Annotated in this window: 20 protein-coding genes; 6 read left to right on the top strand and 14 right to left on the bottom strand. The window is 44.9% G+C overall.

The genetic code is table 11. The features are described 5' to 3' along the window. The first annotated feature begins 60 nt into the window (after window positions 1–60). Window positions 61–1,263, top strand: coding sequence for a cardiolipin synthase (gene cls, locus RCG19_RS08520; RefSeq protein ID WP_308110504.1), 1,203 nt, complete (start codon window positions 61–63; stop codon window positions 1,261–1,263). 123 nt (window positions 1,264–1,386) lie between these two features. Here cls and RCG19_RS08525 read toward each other — a convergent pair whose 3' ends face one another. From RCG19_RS08525 to speE, 5 genes are all read right to left on the bottom strand, one after another. Next, on the bottom strand, window positions 1,387–1,566 hold the full coding sequence (locus RCG19_RS08525; protein ID WP_166240218.1) for an H-type small acid-soluble spore protein: 180 nt from the start codon (window positions 1,564–1,566) through the stop codon (window positions 1,387–1,389). 145 nt (window positions 1,567–1,711) lie between these two features. Further along, window positions 1,712–3,385 carry an arginine--tRNA ligase gene (gene argS / locus RCG19_RS08530; RefSeq protein ID WP_308110505.1) on the bottom strand — a complete coding sequence of 558 codons (1,674 nt, stop codon included), beginning with the start codon at window positions 3,383–3,385 and terminating at the stop codon, window positions 1,712–1,714. Then, the gene (locus tag RCG19_RS08535) at window positions 3,382–3,789 is read right to left on the bottom strand and encodes a YwiB family protein (RefSeq protein WP_308110506.1); all 408 of its coding nucleotides are present in this window, start codon (window positions 3,787–3,789) and stop codon (window positions 3,382–3,384) included. The genes argS and RCG19_RS08535 overlap by 4 nt, the downstream gene beginning before the upstream one ends. A 303-nt stretch (window positions 3,790–4,092) precedes the next feature. Then, entirely contained in the window at window positions 4,093–4,965 is an 873-nt protein-coding gene (gene speB / locus RCG19_RS08540) for an agmatinase (protein ID WP_166240354.1), read from the bottom strand. 110 nt (window positions 4,966–5,075) lie between these two features. After that, entirely contained in the window at window positions 5,076–5,903 is an 828-nt protein-coding gene (gene speE / locus RCG19_RS08545; protein ID WP_308110507.1) for a spermidine synthase, read from the bottom strand. Between the two features lie 347 nt (window positions 5,904–6,250). Here speE and RCG19_RS08550 point away from each other — a divergent pair, with 347 nt between their 5' ends. Then, entirely contained in the window at window positions 6,251–8,317 is a 2,067-nt protein-coding gene (locus RCG19_RS08550; RefSeq protein WP_308110958.1) for a transglycosylase domain-containing protein, read from the top strand. A gap of 329 nt (window positions 8,318–8,646) precedes the next feature. On the opposite strand, the gene RCG19_RS08555 is transcribed toward RCG19_RS08550, so the two are convergent. Together RCG19_RS08555 and RCG19_RS08560 are read right to left on the bottom strand one after the other, a co-directional pair. Then, a complete protein-coding gene (locus tag RCG19_RS08555; RefSeq protein WP_308110508.1) occupies window positions 8,647–9,156 on the bottom strand; it encodes a YwhD family protein in 510 nt (169 codons plus the stop codon). Window positions 9,157–9,174: 18 nt separating this feature from the next. Next, window positions 9,175–9,825, bottom strand: a complete 651-nt coding sequence (locus RCG19_RS08560; protein ID WP_166240226.1) for a site-2 protease family protein — start codon at window positions 9,823–9,825, stop codon at window positions 9,175–9,177. Between the two features lie 166 nt (window positions 9,826–9,991). Here RCG19_RS08560 and RCG19_RS08565 point away from each other — a divergent pair, with 166 nt between their 5' ends. Next, the gene (locus RCG19_RS08565; protein WP_166240228.1) at window positions 9,992–10,177 is read left to right on the top strand and encodes a 2-hydroxymuconate tautomerase; all 186 of its coding nucleotides are present in this window, start codon (window positions 9,992–9,994) and stop codon (window positions 10,175–10,177) included. Window positions 10,178–10,290: 113 nt separating this feature from the next. On the opposite strand, the gene RCG19_RS08570 is transcribed toward RCG19_RS08565, so the two are convergent. The 4 genes from RCG19_RS08570 to RCG19_RS08585 form a co-directional block, all read right to left on the bottom strand. Beyond that, window positions 10,291–10,515: a hypothetical protein gene (locus RCG19_RS08570; protein ID WP_166240230.1), complete on the bottom strand. Its 225-nt coding sequence runs from the start codon at window positions 10,513–10,515 to the stop codon at window positions 10,291–10,293. A gap of 142 nt (window positions 10,516–10,657) precedes the next feature. Next, on the bottom strand, window positions 10,658–11,161 hold the full coding sequence (locus RCG19_RS08575; protein WP_308110509.1) for a YwgA family protein: 504 nt from the start codon (window positions 11,159–11,161) through the stop codon (window positions 10,658–10,660). Between the two features lie 109 nt (window positions 11,162–11,270). Next, window positions 11,271–12,569: an HD domain-containing protein gene (locus tag RCG19_RS08580; protein ID WP_308110510.1), complete on the bottom strand. Its 1,299-nt coding sequence runs from the start codon at window positions 12,567–12,569 to the stop codon at window positions 11,271–11,273. Window positions 12,570–12,818: 249 nt separating this feature from the next. Next, a complete protein-coding gene (locus RCG19_RS08585) occupies window positions 12,819–13,058 on the bottom strand; it encodes a YuzB family protein (protein ID WP_308110511.1) in 240 nt (79 codons plus the stop codon). A gap of 335 nt (window positions 13,059–13,393) precedes the next feature. On the opposite strand from RCG19_RS08585, the gene RCG19_RS08590 reads away from it, so the two are divergent. Further along, entirely contained in the window at window positions 13,394–14,182 is a 789-nt protein-coding gene (locus RCG19_RS08590; RefSeq protein ID WP_308110512.1) for an RsfA family transcriptional regulator, read from the top strand. A gap of 195 nt (window positions 14,183–14,377) precedes the next feature. Here the strand turns inward: RCG19_RS08590 and RCG19_RS08595 are convergent, their stop codons facing one another. Together RCG19_RS08595 and pta are read right to left on the bottom strand one after the other, a co-directional pair. Further along, entirely contained in the window at window positions 14,378–15,211 is an 834-nt protein-coding gene (locus RCG19_RS08595; RefSeq protein WP_308110513.1) for an octanoyl-[GcvH]:protein N-octanoyltransferase, read from the bottom strand. 86 nt (window positions 15,212–15,297) lie between these two features. Then, window positions 15,298–16,269: a phosphate acetyltransferase gene (gene pta / locus RCG19_RS08600; RefSeq protein WP_308110959.1), complete on the bottom strand. Its 972-nt coding sequence runs from the start codon at window positions 16,267–16,269 to the stop codon at window positions 15,298–15,300. A 247-nt stretch (window positions 16,270–16,516) separates the two neighbouring features. Between pta and hemQ the strand changes: the two genes are divergently transcribed. Together hemQ and gerQ are read left to right on the top strand one after the other, a co-directional pair. Continuing rightward, window positions 16,517–17,260: a hydrogen peroxide-dependent heme synthase gene (gene hemQ / locus RCG19_RS08605; protein ID WP_308110514.1), complete on the top strand. Its 744-nt coding sequence runs from the start codon at window positions 16,517–16,519 to the stop codon at window positions 17,258–17,260. A 231-nt stretch (window positions 17,261–17,491) separates the two neighbouring features. Further along, window positions 17,492–17,965: a spore coat protein GerQ gene (gerQ, locus tag RCG19_RS08610; RefSeq protein WP_166240360.1), complete on the top strand. Its 474-nt coding sequence runs from the start codon at window positions 17,492–17,494 to the stop codon at window positions 17,963–17,965. Window positions 17,966–18,072: 107 nt separating this feature from the next. Here the strand turns inward: gerQ and RCG19_RS08615 are convergent, their stop codons facing one another. Beyond that, on the bottom strand, window positions 18,073–18,444 hold the full coding sequence (locus RCG19_RS08615; protein WP_308110516.1) for a DUF423 domain-containing protein: 372 nt from the start codon (window positions 18,442–18,444) through the stop codon (window positions 18,073–18,075).

An 18,444-nucleotide genomic window follows, 5' to 3' on the forward strand; every position in this document is an offset into this window, starting at 1 on the left:
CTTATAGAAATAGCGGGACTCGGAAACACTAACAAAACTGAATGGGGGGAAAGATTGTCGATGAACTTGATACTCATAATGGGCGGACTTGTCCTTCTCATCATTATATGGCTTGTGATTGATTTTAGATTAGGACGAAAGAAGCATCTTTCAGTGGCGGTCAACCTGGAAACCCCCATCCTCCACGGCGATTTTGAAATTTTCACACATGGTAAGGAATTATTCCATGATTATTTCAGCACCATCCTTGCGGCAAAGCGACAGATACATGTGCTCTTTTACATTGTGAAAGATGACGCGATTGGTCAGGAATTTTTCGCTATTTTAAAAGAAAAGGCGCGGGAAGGGATTGAAGTCAGGCTGCTGCTTGACCGGCTCGGCAGCTGGAAGATAAAGAAACAGGCGGTGGCAGCATTAAGAGAATCGGGTGTCCAATTTGCCTTTAGTAATCGGATTAAGCTTCCATTCCCCTTCTATTCCTCGCAGGTACGCAATCACCGCAAAATTTCAATTATTGACGGGGAAATTGGCTATCTAGGCGGGTTTAATATTGGTAAAGAGTACATTGATGAGGATCCGTTGCTGAGTCCGTGGCGTGATTATCATTTAAGAATAACCGGTGAAAGCGTGAATTTTTTGCAGAGTGAGTTTTTGATTGACTGGGAGAAATATGCCGGGGAGGAGTTGGCGGGGCAGCCGGCTTATTTTCCGAGATTGCCAAAGGGTGCGGTTCGCCAACAATTTATTCCAACAGAGGCAGGTCAGCTTGAGGATTATTTTATTAGACTCATCCGGAAGGCGGAATATTCAATCCTAATTGGCACCCCTTATTTTATTCCAAGTGTGGCTGTTTTCGCGGAACTGCTGGCTGCTCGGCAGCGTGGTGTCAGCCTCACTGTGATTGTCCCTTTTACAGCGGATCATCTCCTGGTTCAAGAGGCTTCATTCCGCTATTTACGACAGCTCCTTGAGGCGGGTGCGGAGGTTTATCAATATAAAAATGGCTTTTATCATGCGAAAACCATCGTAATTGATAACAAAATTTGCGATATTGGCACCGCCAATTTCGATCAACGCAGCCTCTATTTAAACAAAGAAATCAATTGCTATATTTATGATCCCAACTTCATTCAACGGCTAAGGGCCATCATCGAAAAAGATATTCTTGACTCCGAGCCATTAACATTAGAAATCCTTAACAAACCAAACCTAAAAAGATCACTAAAAGAACAAACCGCCCAAATCATCTCCTATTTCCTATAAACGCTTCAGTGTCCACCCGGAGAGGACAGTGTCCACAAAGGGTGTCAGGCACCATGTGAAATTTTCACATGGTGCCTGACACCCAATGGAAAAGAGTCCCCGAACCGTTTCGGAGACTCTTTTTTATTCTTCAATTAAATTTAGGACGGGAACTTCTTGTTCATGGTCCGGGTCCTTCCTTGCATATATCCGTGCCATTTTTGTCGTTTCATCCACGTGTTGAATAATGACAGGGGCCCCTTCATACGACACATTAATAACCTCTGCGGATTCGACGATTTCCTTTGCTCTTCCGATATTCATATGTTCGGCTCACTCCTCACTAACCATCTATTTTTAATATTTGTATTTTTTTGGGAGATATTCATTTTTAAGGACTGTTTCTGTAAAAATAGATACCCGCTCAAACCAAAAAACCCCCTTTTCATAAAAGGGGGCAATACCATTGTTACATTTTTTCCGGAGCAGAAACACCAATCAACGCCAACGCGTTCTTTAATGAAATCTGCACTGTTTTCACTAACCCAAGACGCGCCTTTGTCCGTTCCGGCTGCTCAGGGTCCAGCACCTTTTCCGCATTGTAAAAACTGTGGAAGGTTGAGGCCAATTCAAAGATATAATTAGTAATCCGGTGCGGTACTCGCTTTACGGCCGCCTCACCCACCGCAGACGGGAATTCACCCAGTTTTTTCAATAAATCAATTTCCTTTTCAGATAATGCCACTAATGAAAAATCGGCACCGGCATCTACCATCAACCCTTGCTCTTCACCGGCACGCAAAATGCTGCAAATCCGGGCATGGGCGTACTGCGCATAATAAACCGGATTCTCATTCGATTCTGACACCGCTAAATCTAAATCAAAGTCCATATGGGTATCGGATGAACGCATCGCGAAGAAATAACGCGTCGCATCGAGGCCAACCTCATCGACCAAATCCCGCATGGTGACAGCCTTTCCAGTCCGTTTGCTCATCTTCATCTTCTCGCCATTTTTATAAAGATGGACAAGCTGGATAATCTCTACCTCGAGCGCCTCGCGGTCATACCCAAGGGCTTGAATCGCCGCCTTCATCCTTGGGATATACCCGTGATGATCCGCGCCCCAAATATTAATCAATTTTTCAAAGCCACGCTCAAGCTTGTCCTTATGGTAGGCGATATCCGGCGTCAAATACGTATACGAGCCATCTTGTTTAATCAAAACTCGATCTTTATCGTCACCAAAATCCGTCGAACGCAGCCATGTCGCCCCGTCCAACTCATACACATATCCGCTTTCTTTTAATGCCGCAAGCGCCGCATCAATTTTCCCATTTTTATAAAGCGAGGTTTCCGAATACCAGACATCGAAGCCGACGCGGAAATCTGCAAGATCCTGCTTTAATTTCTCCATTTCAACGTTCAAGCCGTACTCTCGGAAAAATTCAAAGCGCTCCGCGTCCGGCACTGCGACATACTTATCGCCAAACTCCTCGGCCAATGTTTTTCCGATGCCGATAATATCTGCCCCCTGATAGCCGTCTTCCGGCATGTCTCTTTCAAGCCCTAAAGCTTGGAAATAACGGGCCTCAACCGACAACGCTAGGTTATTAATCTGATTCCCGGCATCGTTAATGTAATACTCGCGGGAAACATCATAGCCCGCCTTCGCTAAAATATTGCAGAGCGAATCGCCGACCGCCGCACCGCGGGCATGTCCTAGATGCAGGTCACCCGTTGGATTGGCTGATACAAACTCAACCTGAATCTTCTCACCGCCGCCAACGGTTGTCGAGCCATACTGATCCCCAGCCTCCAAGATCGTCGGAATCAAGTCGGTTAAATAACTATTATTCATATAAAAATTAATGAACCCCGGCCCGGCCAGCTCAATCTTTTCTATTGATGCTTTGGAGCGATCAAAGTTTTCTACCAATGCTTCTGCGATCATCCGCGGTGCCTTTTTTGCCACCCGTGCCAGCTGCATCGCCATATTTGTGGAGTAATCGCCGTGCGCCTTCTCCTTCGGGGTCTCTAAGATTACATCGGGAATCTGCTCCTCAGCTGCAAGCCCCGCCCTTAAAACCGCCGCGCGGATTTCTTCTTTTATTTTATTTTGAACCTGTTCGACTATATTCATTTATGATCCTCCTGATATCTAATTTCTAAATGGTAGGTACCGCCGGGCGAGCCCTTCATCGTAAAGTCGTAAAGAATCTCTATCAGACCTTCCGACTGTGTGATCCGATGCGCATGTGTGATTGTTTCAAACGTGCCAAACGGCATCTCATAGCTGCCTCTTGTTTTTTTATGTAAACGGAACGGCAGCCGCATCTTCACTGCACCGCCTCGTAAGATCAGTGCCTCCTCTTTGGATGCCTTCACAATCGTGCGAACCGTTCCTTCCTCGAGTGCCTCCTCATATTGAAGAAACGAAGCTTGATTCTTTTGATAGTATCGACCAAATACGACGAGTTCAAATGTCTCCTCATCATTTATCGTTGTTTTTACGTTAATTTTCACCGGTATTTCATGGTTTGCCAAACGTTCCTGCACTTCCTTTTAGTATTTCTCGCCATTTTGCTTTTGTTTATGCACAAACTCTATATTATTTGCGAAAAAATGAAAATTATTTGCGAAACTTCACTGTTTGTTTGCGAAACAAGCGGTTTTATTTGCGAAACAACCCCATTTATTTGCGAAACCTCACTTAGGTCCGCTACGCCATACTTTTTCTATTATAAACATAGTCTCGGTGCAAATCAAAAAATGCCCGCCCCTCAATGGGACAGGCATTCCAACATACCTATTATAGGAATATTACAAAGGGTGACAGGCACCAATTTCCTATTTTACCCAGCCCAACAGCATTTCGCGTAGTAGTTTGCTTGCGGTGTTGGCTGTTTGTTCGGATGGATCGTAGATGGGTGCTACTTCGACGAGGTCGCCGCCGACTACGTTCACTTCGGAACGGGCAATCGCATGGATTGAGGCGAGCAGCTCTTTCGACGTGATACCACCGCAATCAACTGTACCTGTTCCTGGAGCGTGCGCCGGGTCAAGGACGTCGATATCAATCGTGACATATACCGGACGGCCGGCGAGTGTTGGCAGGATTTCCTTTAATGGCTCCAACACTTCAAATTTTGAAATATGCATGCCATTTTCTTTGGCCCACTGGAATTCTTCCTTCATTCCGGAACGAATCCCGAAGGAATAGACATTTTTCGGACCAATATGCTCAGCAATTTTACGAATCGGTGTCGAGTGTGACAACGGCTCGCCTTCATAATTTTCACGCAGGTCGGTATGCGCATCAAAGTGAATAATCGCTAAATCCGGATATTTTTTAAAAACAGCTTTCATAACTGGCCATGATACGAGATGCTCCCCGCCCATCCCAAGCGGAAACTTACCAGCCGCAAGAATTTGATCGACAAACTCCTCAATCAAATCAAGGCTGCGCTGCGCATTTCCGAACGGCAGCGGTATATCGCCGGCATCAAAGTATTTTACCTCTTCCAGTTCGCGGTCAAGGTAGGCACTGTACTCCTCAAGACCAATCGATACCTCGCGGATCCGCGCAGGACCAAAACGTGAACCCGGACGGTAGCTTACCGTCCAATCCATCGGCATTCCGTACAACACAACCTGACTTTCTTCAAAATTCGGGTGGCTCTTAATAAACACATTCCCCGAATAGGCCTCATCAAAACGCATCATTGCATCCCTCACATTCTCTCTATTACCCTTTTCAAAATTGCATCATTGTGACCGTTCTCGCCGATTCCACCTAACTCCCGGCACAATTAATCTTACGTGTACCTAGTTTACTTCACTAAATCCCCAACAAACTTCGGTAATACAAACGCCGCATTATGGAGTTCTTTGGTGTAATACTTTGTTTCAATTTCATGGAAACGGTCTTCCGCGACCGCTAATGGATCGTATTTTTTCGAACCGATTGTGAATGCCCATAATCCACTTGGATAGGTTGGAATATTGGCTACATACAAACGGGTAATTGGAAAGATTTCCTTCACATCGCGCTGCACATTACGAATTAAATCTGCTTTAAACCACGGATTGTCAGACTGGGCCACGAAAATGCCGTCCTCTTTCAATGCTTTTGAAATCCCCGCATAAAAGCCTTTTGTAAAAAGATTAACCGCAGGTCCAACCGGCTCCGTTGAATCAACCATAATCACATCATACTGATTATCGCTTTCCGCGATATGCATGAAGCCATCGCCCACTTGCACTTCAACACGCTCATCCTCAAGCCAGCCAGCAATCTCAGGCAAAAATTTCTTTGAATACTCGATTACTTTCCCGTCAATATCCACAAGCGTCGCTTTTTTCACACTTGGGTGCTTCAACACCTCACGAATTACCCCGCCGTCGCCGCCGCCGACAACAAGAACATTCTCCGGATTTGGGTGCGTGAATAGCGGTACGTGTGCCACCATTTCATGGTAAACGAACTCATCCTTAACAGACGTCATTACCATGTCATCAAGTAAAAGCATGTTGCCCCACTCTTCCGTCTCAATCATATCCAGTTTTTGAAATTCCGTTTGCTCTGTATGTAAGGTTTTATTTACTTTCATGGTAATTCCAAAATTTTCGGTTTGTTTTTCTGTAAACCAAATTGTCATCGTGCATCTTCCTTCCATCTTTATCTCATTTTCATTTCACTGAACTTTGACTACTGTCTGGCTCCAGCTCCCAGCGACTAGTGTATTGGCCCTCTCCTCCCTACGATAAGTCAACATCGAATCGCTTACGCTCTTCGTGTTTCCTTTATCTCAGTCGGAGCGGATCCAATCTTGTCGTGCGCTAAACGGTCGCTTCCGCTTTTCATTTTTATACTACCCAACCTATTGAAATACAACCAGAAAAAAAAGTCTAGCAAAATTTTTTAATTACGTTTAAAAAGACTCTATTTTTTCAATACTATTACTATCTATTTTTTTAAAAACTGGAAAAAAGCGTGGTGAATATAGTGGAAATCATGACTGATCAAGGGTTTCGGAAAACGGCTAAATATTTACGTGCGATTATTATCATCAGTTTGATAGGCATGATTTGTATGCTCATCCTTTTTCTTGGCATCCTTGGCTATGCCAAAATCCTAGGCGCGCCGCCGCTTGCGGTCCCGCAATCGACCCTGTTTTTCGCCGATGACGGCACCTTGATGGGCGAAAGTAATAGCGGGCAAAAGCGCTATTGGGTTGGACTTAAGGACATTTCACCAGATTTAGTGAATGCGACCGTCTCGATTGAGGATAAAAATTTTTACGAGCATCACGGGTTTGATTATAAACGCATTGCCGGAGCGGTCCTTGCCGATGTGAAGGCCTTCGCCAAGGTGCAAGGGGCAAGTACCATCACCCAGCAATACGCCCGAAACCTGTTTCTCGAACATGATAAAACCTGGAAACGAAAGCTGACAGAGGCGTTTTATACCATCCGCCTTGAAATGAGCTATTCGAAACAGGAAATTCTCGAAGGCTATATAAATACTATTTACTATGGAAAAGGTGCCTATGGTGTTGAGGCGGCAAGCCAATACTATTTTGGAAAAAAAGCAGCGGACTTAACCCTCGCTGAGGCTAGTATGCTCGCAGGGATTCCCAAGGGACCGGGCATTTATTCACCACTTGCTTCAATGGAGAAGGCCAAAACCCGTCAGGCCATTATTTTAAATAGTATGGTAAAAAACGGCTATATTAGCAAAAAGGCTGCGCAAACCGCTGTCGAAAAGCCGCTCACATTAGTAGGTGTTCATACGACACAAAAGGTAAGAGTAGCACCGTACTTTCAAGATGCTGTTAAAAATGCCCTGAAAAATCAATTACATTTGGATGACCGCACGATTGCCCTCGGCGGTTTAAAAGTTTTTACAACACTGAACTTAAAACAGCAGGAGGCCGCTGAAAGCCAGGTTCACAACTATGTGGACGACTCCTCGGAAATTCAGGTCGGCCTGGTAGCGATGGATCCAAAAAATGGCTACGTGAAAGCCATGGTGGGCGGCCGCGATTATGATAAAAGCCCATTTAACCGCTCCGTTCAGGCCATCAGACAGCCGGGCTCAACCATCAAACCCTTGCTGTATTACGCTGCCCTGGAGCAAGGCTTTACACCGTCATCGACGATGCGAAGCGAGTTTACGACCTTCCACTTTGACGATGGCCAGGCCGATTATACACCGCATAACTTTAACAACAAATATGCCGACGCTGAGGTGACTCTTGCCCAAGCACTTGCCGTTTCTGACAATATTTTTGCCGTCAAGACACATTTATTTTTAGGGGAAGAAGCGTTAATTGATACAGCGAAGCGATTTGGTCTTTCTACCAAAATGGCCAAGGTTCCGTCGCTGGCACTCGGCACTTCCGGTGTGCGCGTGATTGAAATGGCGGGTGCCTACAGCTTACTCGCTAACGGCGGGAAACAGGTCAACCCGACATTGATTACCAGAGTGGAAGACTATAATGGGAATGTTATTTTTGAAAAAGAAAATGCCATGAAAAAGGTGTTGGACCCGGCGAAGGCGTTTGTGATGACGCAAATGCTGACAGGGGTCTTCGACTCGAAGTTAAATGGCTATGCCAAGGTGACCGGGAGCACGGTAAGCAAGGATCTTACTCGGCCATATGCCGGAAAATCAGGCTCCACGGAAACGGACAGCTGGATGATTGGCTATTCGCCGCAGCTGGTAACCGCGGTCTGGGCGGGCTATGATATTGGAAAACCACTTGAAGTGACAGCGGAAAAAACCTACGCGAAAAATGTGTGGGCGGGCTTTATGGAGGAGGCCTTGCAGGGGAAACCCGTCAAGGCGTTTAAACCGCCGAAAGACGGTGTTGTCGGTGTTTACGTGAATCCGGCAAATGGCAAATTGGCAACAAAGGACTGCCCCGTCCGCCGCTATACCTATTATGTCGCCGGCACTGAACCCACCGAATATTGCACCGACCACTTAATGAATATCAATCCATCCCCGGCAAAGCACCGGGAGTCTAAAAAAGTCCCTTGGTATAAAAAAATTATGCCGTGGAGCTAGAAAAGCGTAAGCGTCCGTTTAGCGGCGTATAGACTGGAGCGCTTCGACTGAGATAAAGGAAACACGGAGAGCGCCAGCGCATCCGTGCTTGACTTATCGTAGGGAGAAGAGCGAAGTCTACTAGCTGCTGGGCGCTGGAGCTAGACAATTCTCAACGTCAAAACTTCAAAAATGGAAAAAGCTCCGGGATGGCCCCGGAGCTTTTTCCTGTCCTAGTTTTACAGTGTTCTCACACTGATTATAATACTACCTATTTTTCAAAAAAACTACAAGAGGTTCTGAACTTTATTTTTTCAAAAAAACTTTATTGGTTCGGAAGACGGTTCATTTTACTCCGCCAATAAGCCCTTTTTCAGTTCATCGGTGGAATTATTCCAAAGTGTTTCATTATGCCCACGTAAGAAATCAGCTAGCACCTTTTTCGACTTTGCATCCATGTCCTCGACGATGATATGGCGCTTCAGTGACTTATCCATGCGGTTAACGTGCTCTGGCAGCGATTTGTATCCACGGCGGATTTCACGGTCGACCGTCATGTAACAGGCAGTCACGCCGGCATAGTACGGACCTTCCGGCTTGCGGTCAATCGTTACCCACACCAGCCAATACTCCTTGCCGTTCGGAACCTCTTCTTTCGTTTTTAAAAATTTGATTCCCTTTTCGACGACGCTGCGGGCGTGCATCGCCCCAACATCGATTTCCGCTTCTCCTGCTTCGACATCGATAATCACCGGAGAGACATTATCAAGGCTGAGGACTCCTTTGCCATAGCCCTTGTGGCCATCGGTCGGGTCACTTTTTATGATATTAAAACCAAGTTTTTTCTTATTTCCTTCCATTGATGGTGCAGACCTCCTTTAAAAAAATAAACCATAGACGAAATTACCCACCACTTTCCAAATCCAGGGGATAATAACCTGGAACATCGGCTGGATGGTGAAGCGACTTAATGGTGTGATGACTATAATAAGAAAGATTAACGTCCCATACTGTTCAAATTGTGTCATTTTTGCTCGAAGATGATGGGGGGCCAAATCTTCAACGATCCGGTAGCCGTCAAGCGGCGGGAGCGGAAGCAGGTTGAAAATAAATAACACAATGTTGAGCTGGATAAATACTTCAAGAAAGTCGTAAAAATTGTCTGATGCCTCTACACCAAAACGAGTTAATCCGTAGGCGACACTGAAGCCGATGACGGACAAAATCAGATTGCTCAACGGCCCGGCAACGGAAACGAGGACCCCGGCTAAGCGCGGCTTTTTAAAAAAGAAGCGATTAACCGGAACCGGACGGGCCCAGCCAAAACCGGCGATGAGAATTAATATGGTTCCGAACGGATCTAAATGCTTGATCGGATTTAATGTCAGCCGCCCTTGTTTCTTCGCTGTATCATCGCCGAATTTATAGGCAACATAGGCATGGGCAAACTCGTGAAACGTAAACGCAAAAATCAGCGTGATGGCTACATAAGGAATCATCCTAAGCGGATAGGCAAGAAATTGTTCCAATGGCTGTTCTCCTCTCAAAAACGACTCTTCACCGATCTCTATTTCCTTATAGTATACATGAAACCAGTTGGAAAAAGAAAATCAAATGTGTTATGGGTGGATGTTGCACATTTTAGCCGTTTATGGAACACTAACAAGTAGTGATGAGTAAAAGGAGGAACAGAATATGCCATATGTTACAGTAAAAATGCTTGAAGGACGCTCTGAAGAACAAAAGCGTGCATTAGTGGAGAAAGTAACCGCTGCCGTCAGCGAAACAACCGGAGCACCAACTGGAAACATCACCGTCTTCATCGAAGAAATGAGCAAAAACCACTATGCCGTAGGCGGCGTCCGCGCCAGCGACAAATAAGTTTTTTAAGACATACGAGGTAGGTACTACGGTTTTCACTGTGTTACCCTCGATAACGGTGACAGGCACCATGTTTTCACATGGTGCCTGTCACCGTTTTTACGTTTTCCATGTTAGAATCTAATTTCATCTTTTGGCTGGTCGATCTTTATTTTTTCTAGTTCGAGTTTCATTTTTTCTGTTTCAATTAAGAAGTTTTCATGTTTTAGTTTTTCAAGTGCCACCTCGTCTTTCAGCATTTTTGCCTTTATTTTCGACTGGCTTTGAAAATGGCTGGTTATAATCCCGGTGACTGGAATAACGCCAAATAGTAAAATAACCACAATGGTTCCGGTCATGGCGAGCACCCCTATACGGATAAATTTTTACTCCTTATCCAAATCATAACAAATAGGCAATTAAATGAGTACGTAATTTTTCAGAAAATTACCAAATAAAAACCGTTTGGGTTTCCGGTCATGCCCAAACGGTTTTTAAAATCTATTGAATTTTTGTTTTCAAGGTTTCTATATATTGGTACGCCTCATTGATTTCGGATTCTGTATAGCGCTGGCTGCTTTTCAAGGTAAATACCTTGTTCGTGACTTCTTCTTTTGAAAGATTATCAAAATATAAGACCGTCGAAACAAGCTCAAGGAATCTAGCATTTTGCCCATTCATGTCGGTTAAGCAATCCGTCAAATGTGGCATATCCACCTCATTCAAGCTCAAAAACTCTTTCCCCGGCTCTGTCAGCGTGTAGCGATATTGGAAGTATCCGCCCTTTTTCTCTTTCACTTCATTCAAAAAGCCCATATTACACAATTCTTCCACTCTTGTGGTCAATTCCTCCGAATAAGGCCCGTAAAAGTGAAACTGAAACCGCTCGTGAAAAGGAAACTCAATCTTCTTTGCAATATATATCATCTTTTGCAGCTTCTTTCTCCCGGTAATCTCACCGGAAACAAGAATCGCCTTCATCAGCTTCGCATGATCTTTTAACAACGTTCGTCATCTCCTACTCCATTGCATTGGGTGTCCTATAAGGGCATGGTTTATGTTAAAAAGGGTGTCAGGCACCAATACTACTATTTCCACCTGATCTATATCTGTTTTAAATCTCTAATAGGGCACGTATTTGTTGTTTTGTTTCCTTTTCAGTTGATTCATTTTCAAGGAAATCGGCGGGATAGTAGAGCTTATGGTCGGTTCTTCTCTTCCCCGATATCGCATCGACTATTTCCGATTCACGAGAAAGCTCGCGCAATTCTCCATTTTTCATTAGCAAATGAATCGGCAGCCTTTCCTCTTCCTCACCAGGGCGGTAAAAATCGTATGGTAAATCTGACGATGAATCGACAACCAAGTAATACTCAGGGTCAATCCCTGCCTTTTCGAACAGCATCGTCAATTCCGCCAGCTTCTTGTATTCCTTCGCAGGATCAAATTCGGCATATTTAAAAAGATTGCGATTAACAAATCGGCGGCAAAGGTCACTTATAATAGGATCGGCTTCTTCCTGCCAGCTTTGAAAGTAAAATAAAATAACGGATTCATCCAATTTTAAATAGTCTTCTAATGTCACCTGTTCACGAAAGAGGGACGTAAAGTGGATGGGTTCATATTTAAATGCATAGTTTTCTTTAAATAACTGCTTCGCGCGATGGAGGATTTTTGTCAAAATCACTTCGGCGCTACGGGAGACGGGATGGAAATAGACCTGCCAATACATCTGATATCGGCTCATAATATAATCCTCCACCGCATGCATCCCGCTTTTTTTGATAACCACCTGGTCTTCGCGCGGGCGCATCACACGGAGAATTCGCTCCATATCAAATTGGCCGTAGCTGACACCAGTAAAATACGCATCCCGCTGCAGATAATCCATTCGATCGGCATCAATTTGACTGGAAATCAAGCTGACAACCAGCTTTTTCTCTGATGTTTTCGCAATCACTTCGGCAACTTGCGAAGGGAAATCTGGACTTACCTTCAAAAGCACCTTATTCACTTCGGTATCTCCTAAAATAATCGCACGTGTTAAGTCTTCGTGATCAAAATCAAACACTTTTTCAAACGAATGGGAGAACGGGCCGTGCCCGAGATCATGGAGAAGGGCGGCACAGAGCGTCAGCAGGCGTTCATCGTCGCTCCATTCCGGTCTTCCCGCAAACACATCGTCGATGATGCGACGGACAATTTCATAGACACCTAGAGAATGGTTGAAACGGCTGTGTTCAGCGCCGTGGAAAGTCAAAAAGGTGGTTCCGAGCTGCTTGATTCGGCGCAGCCGCTGGAATTCCTTCGTTCCAATTAAATCCCAAATCGCCAGGTCACGTACATGGACATAGCGGTGGACAGGATCTTTAAACACTTTTTCTTCCGTTAACTTTTCCGCCGAATAATGCATCGATTTCCCTCTTCCTAGTATTTCCTACTATTATATCCCAAAATCAACCAGTTTTCAGCAAAATTCTGCAGCGGTGCCTGACACCATTCCCACTATCTATGGATGAGAAAGGGTGACAGGCACCATTTACAATCTAAAGTGAAAAATCACCTTACGTATGGTAGCAAAGGTGATTATTAATAATATTAGTAATGGTCTATTAAATTCGATTCCTGTCTAGCTCCAGCTCCCAGCGACTAGTGTACGTCGCTAAACGGTCGCTTCCGGTTTTTTAATCTTTTTATTCACTTTTTCCATTAATTCCTCTTCCGTTAATGCCGCCACCGGGCGATTGTTTACGAAGGCGAAGGTCTTTTTCCGGCCGGGGCCGCAATAAGACTGGCAGCCGATTTTGATTTCGGCATCCGGATCGATTTCTTTCAAACGAGGGATCAATGTCTTTAAATTCACGGCCTGACAATCGTCGCAAACACGAAATTCATTGGACATCCTATACAACCCTTTCTACGGTCAATCTAGTATATAGTAGTCATTTTATCCCAAACCACAATCTGGGATTTTGGAAAAACAACTGTTATTTCAACGATTTAACTCCATTGGTATTTTACATTTTCTTTTTTCCCAATGCAAGTTGCAATCTTTAGCAACAGTTGTCAAACACCCGCCACCGCAACTAAATCTTTTAGTTAAAAAATCTACTATCCTTTCAATCATTTTGGTATAAAGCCTGAAAAACTTGTCCATCCTATGACTAGAGCTTTTAAACAATCGCCAGAAATATGCCTGGCAAATTAAACGCACATTATTTTAGGGAGTTGAACCATATGAAAGTACGTCAAGATGCATGGACAGATGAGAATGATTTGCTTTTGGCTGAAACTGTCCTTAGGCATGTGAGAGAAGGCAGCACCCAGCTGAACGCCTTCGAAGAGGTAGGAGATAAGCTTAACCGCACCTCCGCAGCCTGTGGATTCAGATGGAACGCTGTTGTCCGCCATACCTATGAAAAAGCATTACAATTAGCCAAAAAACAGCGAAAACAAAGACAAAGAGTGTTAGGAAAGGATCAAGGCGGCAAGAAAAAGCTGCTATACAATCCACCCGTTACAGGTTCAACAGAATTCGAAGCACTGCCGCAGCTGCAAATGGAAATGGAAATGCCTGTAGAAGTAGAATCACCGGTGGCAATGCCTGACATGACAACCGAAATAGCCGCTGAAACCTATGTGAAACCAGCCGGCCAATTCCAATCCCAGGCGCAAGTGCAGACCCAAGTTCAATCATACAGATCATCGGCCACTGGAGCGCTTTCCCTGGATTCTGTTATCTCTTACTTACAAAACTTTCATCATGCCAATCTGCAAAATGAAGCATTAAAAAGTGAGAATGAAAGATTGAAAAGAGAAATGGCAGAGTTACGGAAACAAAACGAGGAAATGGCGGCAAAAATCGCCGGACTCGAGCAGAATTCCGAAACGATTCAAGAAGATTACGAGACCTTAATGAAAATTATGAACCGCGCCCGCAAGCTTGTGTTATTTGAAGAAGAGGAAAGACCTGCTACTAAATTCAAAATGGATCGCAACGGGAATTTAGAAAAAGTAGCGGAATAAGAAAAGCGGACGCGCCCTGGTCAGCGGCCTATAGCCTGTAGCATGAAGGACGCTAGCCGCTAGGGCGCTTACGCTGGACATTTCTCGAAGTAGATATTTTTTACTTTTTAAAAAAATGGCATTGGGAGAAGAGAGATAGGAGCAGCATCTTTCTATAGAAAAGCCGTGAACCACTTTCATTGGTTCACGGCTTTTTTACATCTCAGCAAGTTTCTCATTCCGGTCAATGACCCGTTGAACATATCCGGGAAATAATTCAAGCTCGTACTCATTCAGCTGCCCTGCAGCCAAAACGTCACTATTCGCCTTTAACTGCTTTAATAGCCGCAGCATCACGTCAGCAATCGATAAAGGTGTCCCAAGCAATTCTGACAGGGAGGCCATTACTTCCGGAACTATTTCCGGATAAACAAATTTCGTCTGTTCATCCCTTTTCGCCAGTTTGTAAAATTGCCGCACTAACGCGGCACGATCCCGTCCGCTGCCATTCACACAAAGGTATATCTGAACGGCCACGCCTCTTTTAAGACGGCGTTGGGAAATACCAGCGAACTTTTTCCCCTTAATACTAAGATCATAGCTTCCCGGGCAATAAGAACCGACGATTTCCCGGGCATCGATTGGCTGTTCCGGAAAGTCAGCAAACATCTGTTGGATCAACTGCCACATCACCTCATAGCCGCGATTGATATCGATCCCTTTTTCTGCCTCTGGAAAAATCAGCGAGATATTCAGGACGCCTTCATCTAGGACAACCGCTAACCCGCCGGAATTTCGGACAATTACCTGATAGCCCTCTTTTTGTAAAAATTGAACGCCTTCCTGCACAAATGGCAGTCTCGTATCCTGGATCCCGAGGACAATCGTATGATGGTGCACCCACGTCCGCGCTGTTGCCGGTGCTTCACCAGCTCCGACCGAGGCACATAAGGTATCATCGGTTCCAAATGATTGTAATGCCTGAAAATGAACGCCGAGCGCGGATTGGTCCATAATCCGCCACTCCGGCTGCCGCAATAAACCTGCCATATTGAAAAACCCCTTAAGCATAATAATCTCATTTTATCATAAAAAAAGAAGCCAGCCCCACACACAGGACTAGCTCCAACTCTACCTTATAACCCTTGCGCTGCGGTAATTAACGCAAGCTTGTACACATCTTCTTCATTACAGCCGCGGGACAGATCGTTCACCGGTGCGTTCAACCCTTGTAAAATCGGGCCCACTGCCTCAAATCCACCTAAGCGCTGGGCAATTTTATACCCGATGTTGCCGGCTTCAAGGCTTGGGAAAATAAACACGTTTGCATCGCCTTGCAGTACAGAACCCGGTGCCTTACTTTTTGCCACCGATGGAACAAATGCAGCGTCGAACTGGAATTCACCGTCCAATACAAGCGAAGCATCACGGCGTTTTGCCTCTGCCACCGCTTCGACGACTCTTTCCGTCTCAGGTGATTTTGCTGAGCCCTTCGTGGAAAAACTCAACATCGCGATCCGCGGCTCAATATCAAACATCTCTGCAGTCTTCGCACTTTCAATCGCGATTTCCGCTAAATCATTGCTGTCCGGTGCAATATTGATGGCACAGTCGGCAAACACATATTTTTCATCCTCACGAACCATGATAAAGACGCCGGACGTTTTCTTCACGCCAGCTTTCGTTTTAATAATTTGCAAGGCCGGGCGAACCGTATCAGCCGTTGAATGGGCTGCGCCGCTCACCAAACCATGTGCTTTATTTAAATACACTAGCATCGTGCCAAAATAGTTTTCGTCAAGCAAGATTTTGCGGGCATCCTCTTCCGTTGCCTTCCCTTTACGGCGCTCAACAAACGCTGCAACCATTTCATCCATTCCAGCATAACTGGCAGGATCATAGATTTCCGCTGCTTCCAGGGAAACACCAACCTCCGCAGCTTTCGCCTGTACTTTTTCAATATTACCAATCAATATCGGCGTGATTAATCTTTCCGCAGCCAAGCGGCCTGCCGCACGGACAATTCGCTCGTCCAATCCTTCTGGAAAAACAATTCTTACATCACGTCCGGAAATTTTCTGTTTTAACCCTTCAAATAAATCACTCACCATTATTTCCTCCCTTAAAAAGCTTCCTCTACAAGCATACTTTACCGTGATAAAAATTCAAGCCGCACACTGCGTAGATAGCGTTTTCAATTAAATGTTTTTCTTTTCAAAAAATTACACTCACATTTTTACTATTACCCGTTTTCTTAAAAACTATCCACTTGCCCTAAGTCGAGTGTTTAGAAAGGCGTCGCTTGGCCAAACTATGTTATAGTTATGGGTGAATGATTATTTAGGAGTGATACTAATGAGTGAAGCAGCACAAACGCTTGAGGGCTGGTATTGCCTTCATGATTTCCGGACCATTGATTGGACAACATGGAAAATGCTTTCCAGCGACGAACGCCAAACCGCCATTCACGAGTTTTTAAGTCTCGTTGAAAAATGGAATCAGACACAGGAACGTAAAGAAGGCAGCCATGCCCTATATACAATTGTTGGTCAAAAGGCTGATTTTATGATGATGATCCTTCGTCCAACGATGGAAGAGCTAAACGAAATTGAAACCGAATTCAACAAAACAAAATTAGCTGAATTCACGATTCCGGCTCATTCTTATGTATCAGTGGTAGAGCTCAGCAACTACTTGCCAGCGGGTGAGGATCCATACCAAAATCCACAAATCTTAGCACGCCTTTACCCTGCACTGCCAAAAACCAAGCATGTTTGCTTCTATCCAATGGACAAGCGCCGCGAGGGCAATGATAACTGGTACATGCTGCCGATGGAAGAGCGTCGCAGTATGATGCGCAGTCATGGAATGATCGGCCGTACATATGCAGGAAAAGTCAAACAGATCATTACCGGATCCGTTGGCTTTGATGATTACGAATGGGGCGTTACCCTGTTTGCCGAGGATGCCCTTCAATTTAAAAAGCTTATTTATGAAATGCGTTTTGACGAAGTGAGTGCCCGCTACGGCGAATTTGGGGCTTTCTTTGTTGGTAATCTGTTAGAAGAAGAACGAGTAGCCAAGTTTCTTCATGTATAAAAAACAAAAGTGAAAGATCAAAAAAGTTCCCAGCCAATGCTGGGAGCTTTTTTTACGTTTTCGACTTCTATCTTCGGACTTTCCCTCATAGTAATAAAACAGCGAGTCTCAAGGTTTACCCCCTTTAACTGAAAGGACTTTTATTCTAGGATGCAGTCACCTTTTTGGGTTTTGGGGAGTATGAATAGAATGTTGGGCCATTCGTAATTATTCATTTTAGGAGGGAAAATGATGAGCCAATATTATAATCAACAAGGGTTTCAGCCCTATACTGGTGCAGCCGGACAGCAGGGAGCTCAGCCAATCGCAGGCGGCGGGCAAGGTTTTATGCCCCCGCAGCAAACCTTTCCGCAATTTCCGCCAGCCGGCACTGGAGGGGTTCCAAGACCGCCTGTAGGTGGCGGGCAGACACCAGGTATGCTGCCAATTGAACAATCATACATCGAAAACATTCTGCGTTTGAATAAAGGGAAGCTTGTCACTGTCTTTGCCACCTTCGAGGGGAACAATCAGTGGAATGCGAAGGAATTTAAAGGAATCATTGAAGCAGCAGGAAGAGATCATGTGATTTTAAGTGACCCGCAACAAGGTACGCGTTTCCTCATCCCGATGGTCGCGGTCGATTACATTACCTTTTCAGAAGAGATTGAGTATGAACCTTCATTTGGAGGCGCCCCGTCATTAGGTACTTATCCGCCAAGATAGAAAGGCGGAAGCGCCTTGGCGCTGAACAATTCTCGAAGCACTAAAAGCAAACACCAATTGGCCGTCAATTGGTGTTTATTTTTTGAAAAAAATCTACGTATGCACTTTTAAAAGTTCTTCACCGCTCCAACTATTATCAATACCCATGCCGCTAAGAAGCAAACACCGCCAATCGGGGTAATCGCACCTAACACGCCTACCTTTGTTAAGCTTAACAGGTACAAGCTGCCGCTGAACAAAATAATTCCGGCAAGCATTAACCAGCCTGACCAGCTGAATAACGAGCTTACCCCGACCTTCCCCAGCAGAATCCCTATGATTAAGATCCCGGTTGCATGGAACATTTGATAGGTTACACCCGTTTTCCAGATCTCCAAGTAATGGGCATCGAGCCTGTCCTTTAATCCGTGTGCACCAAAGGCACCAAGGGCGACTGCCAAAAAAGCATTAATGGCGCCGACAATAATAAATGTTTTCAC

This window comes from Neobacillus sp. OS1-2 (genome assembly GCF_030915505.1).
GTDB lineage: Bacteria > Bacillota > Bacilli > Bacillales > Cytobacillaceae > Neobacillus.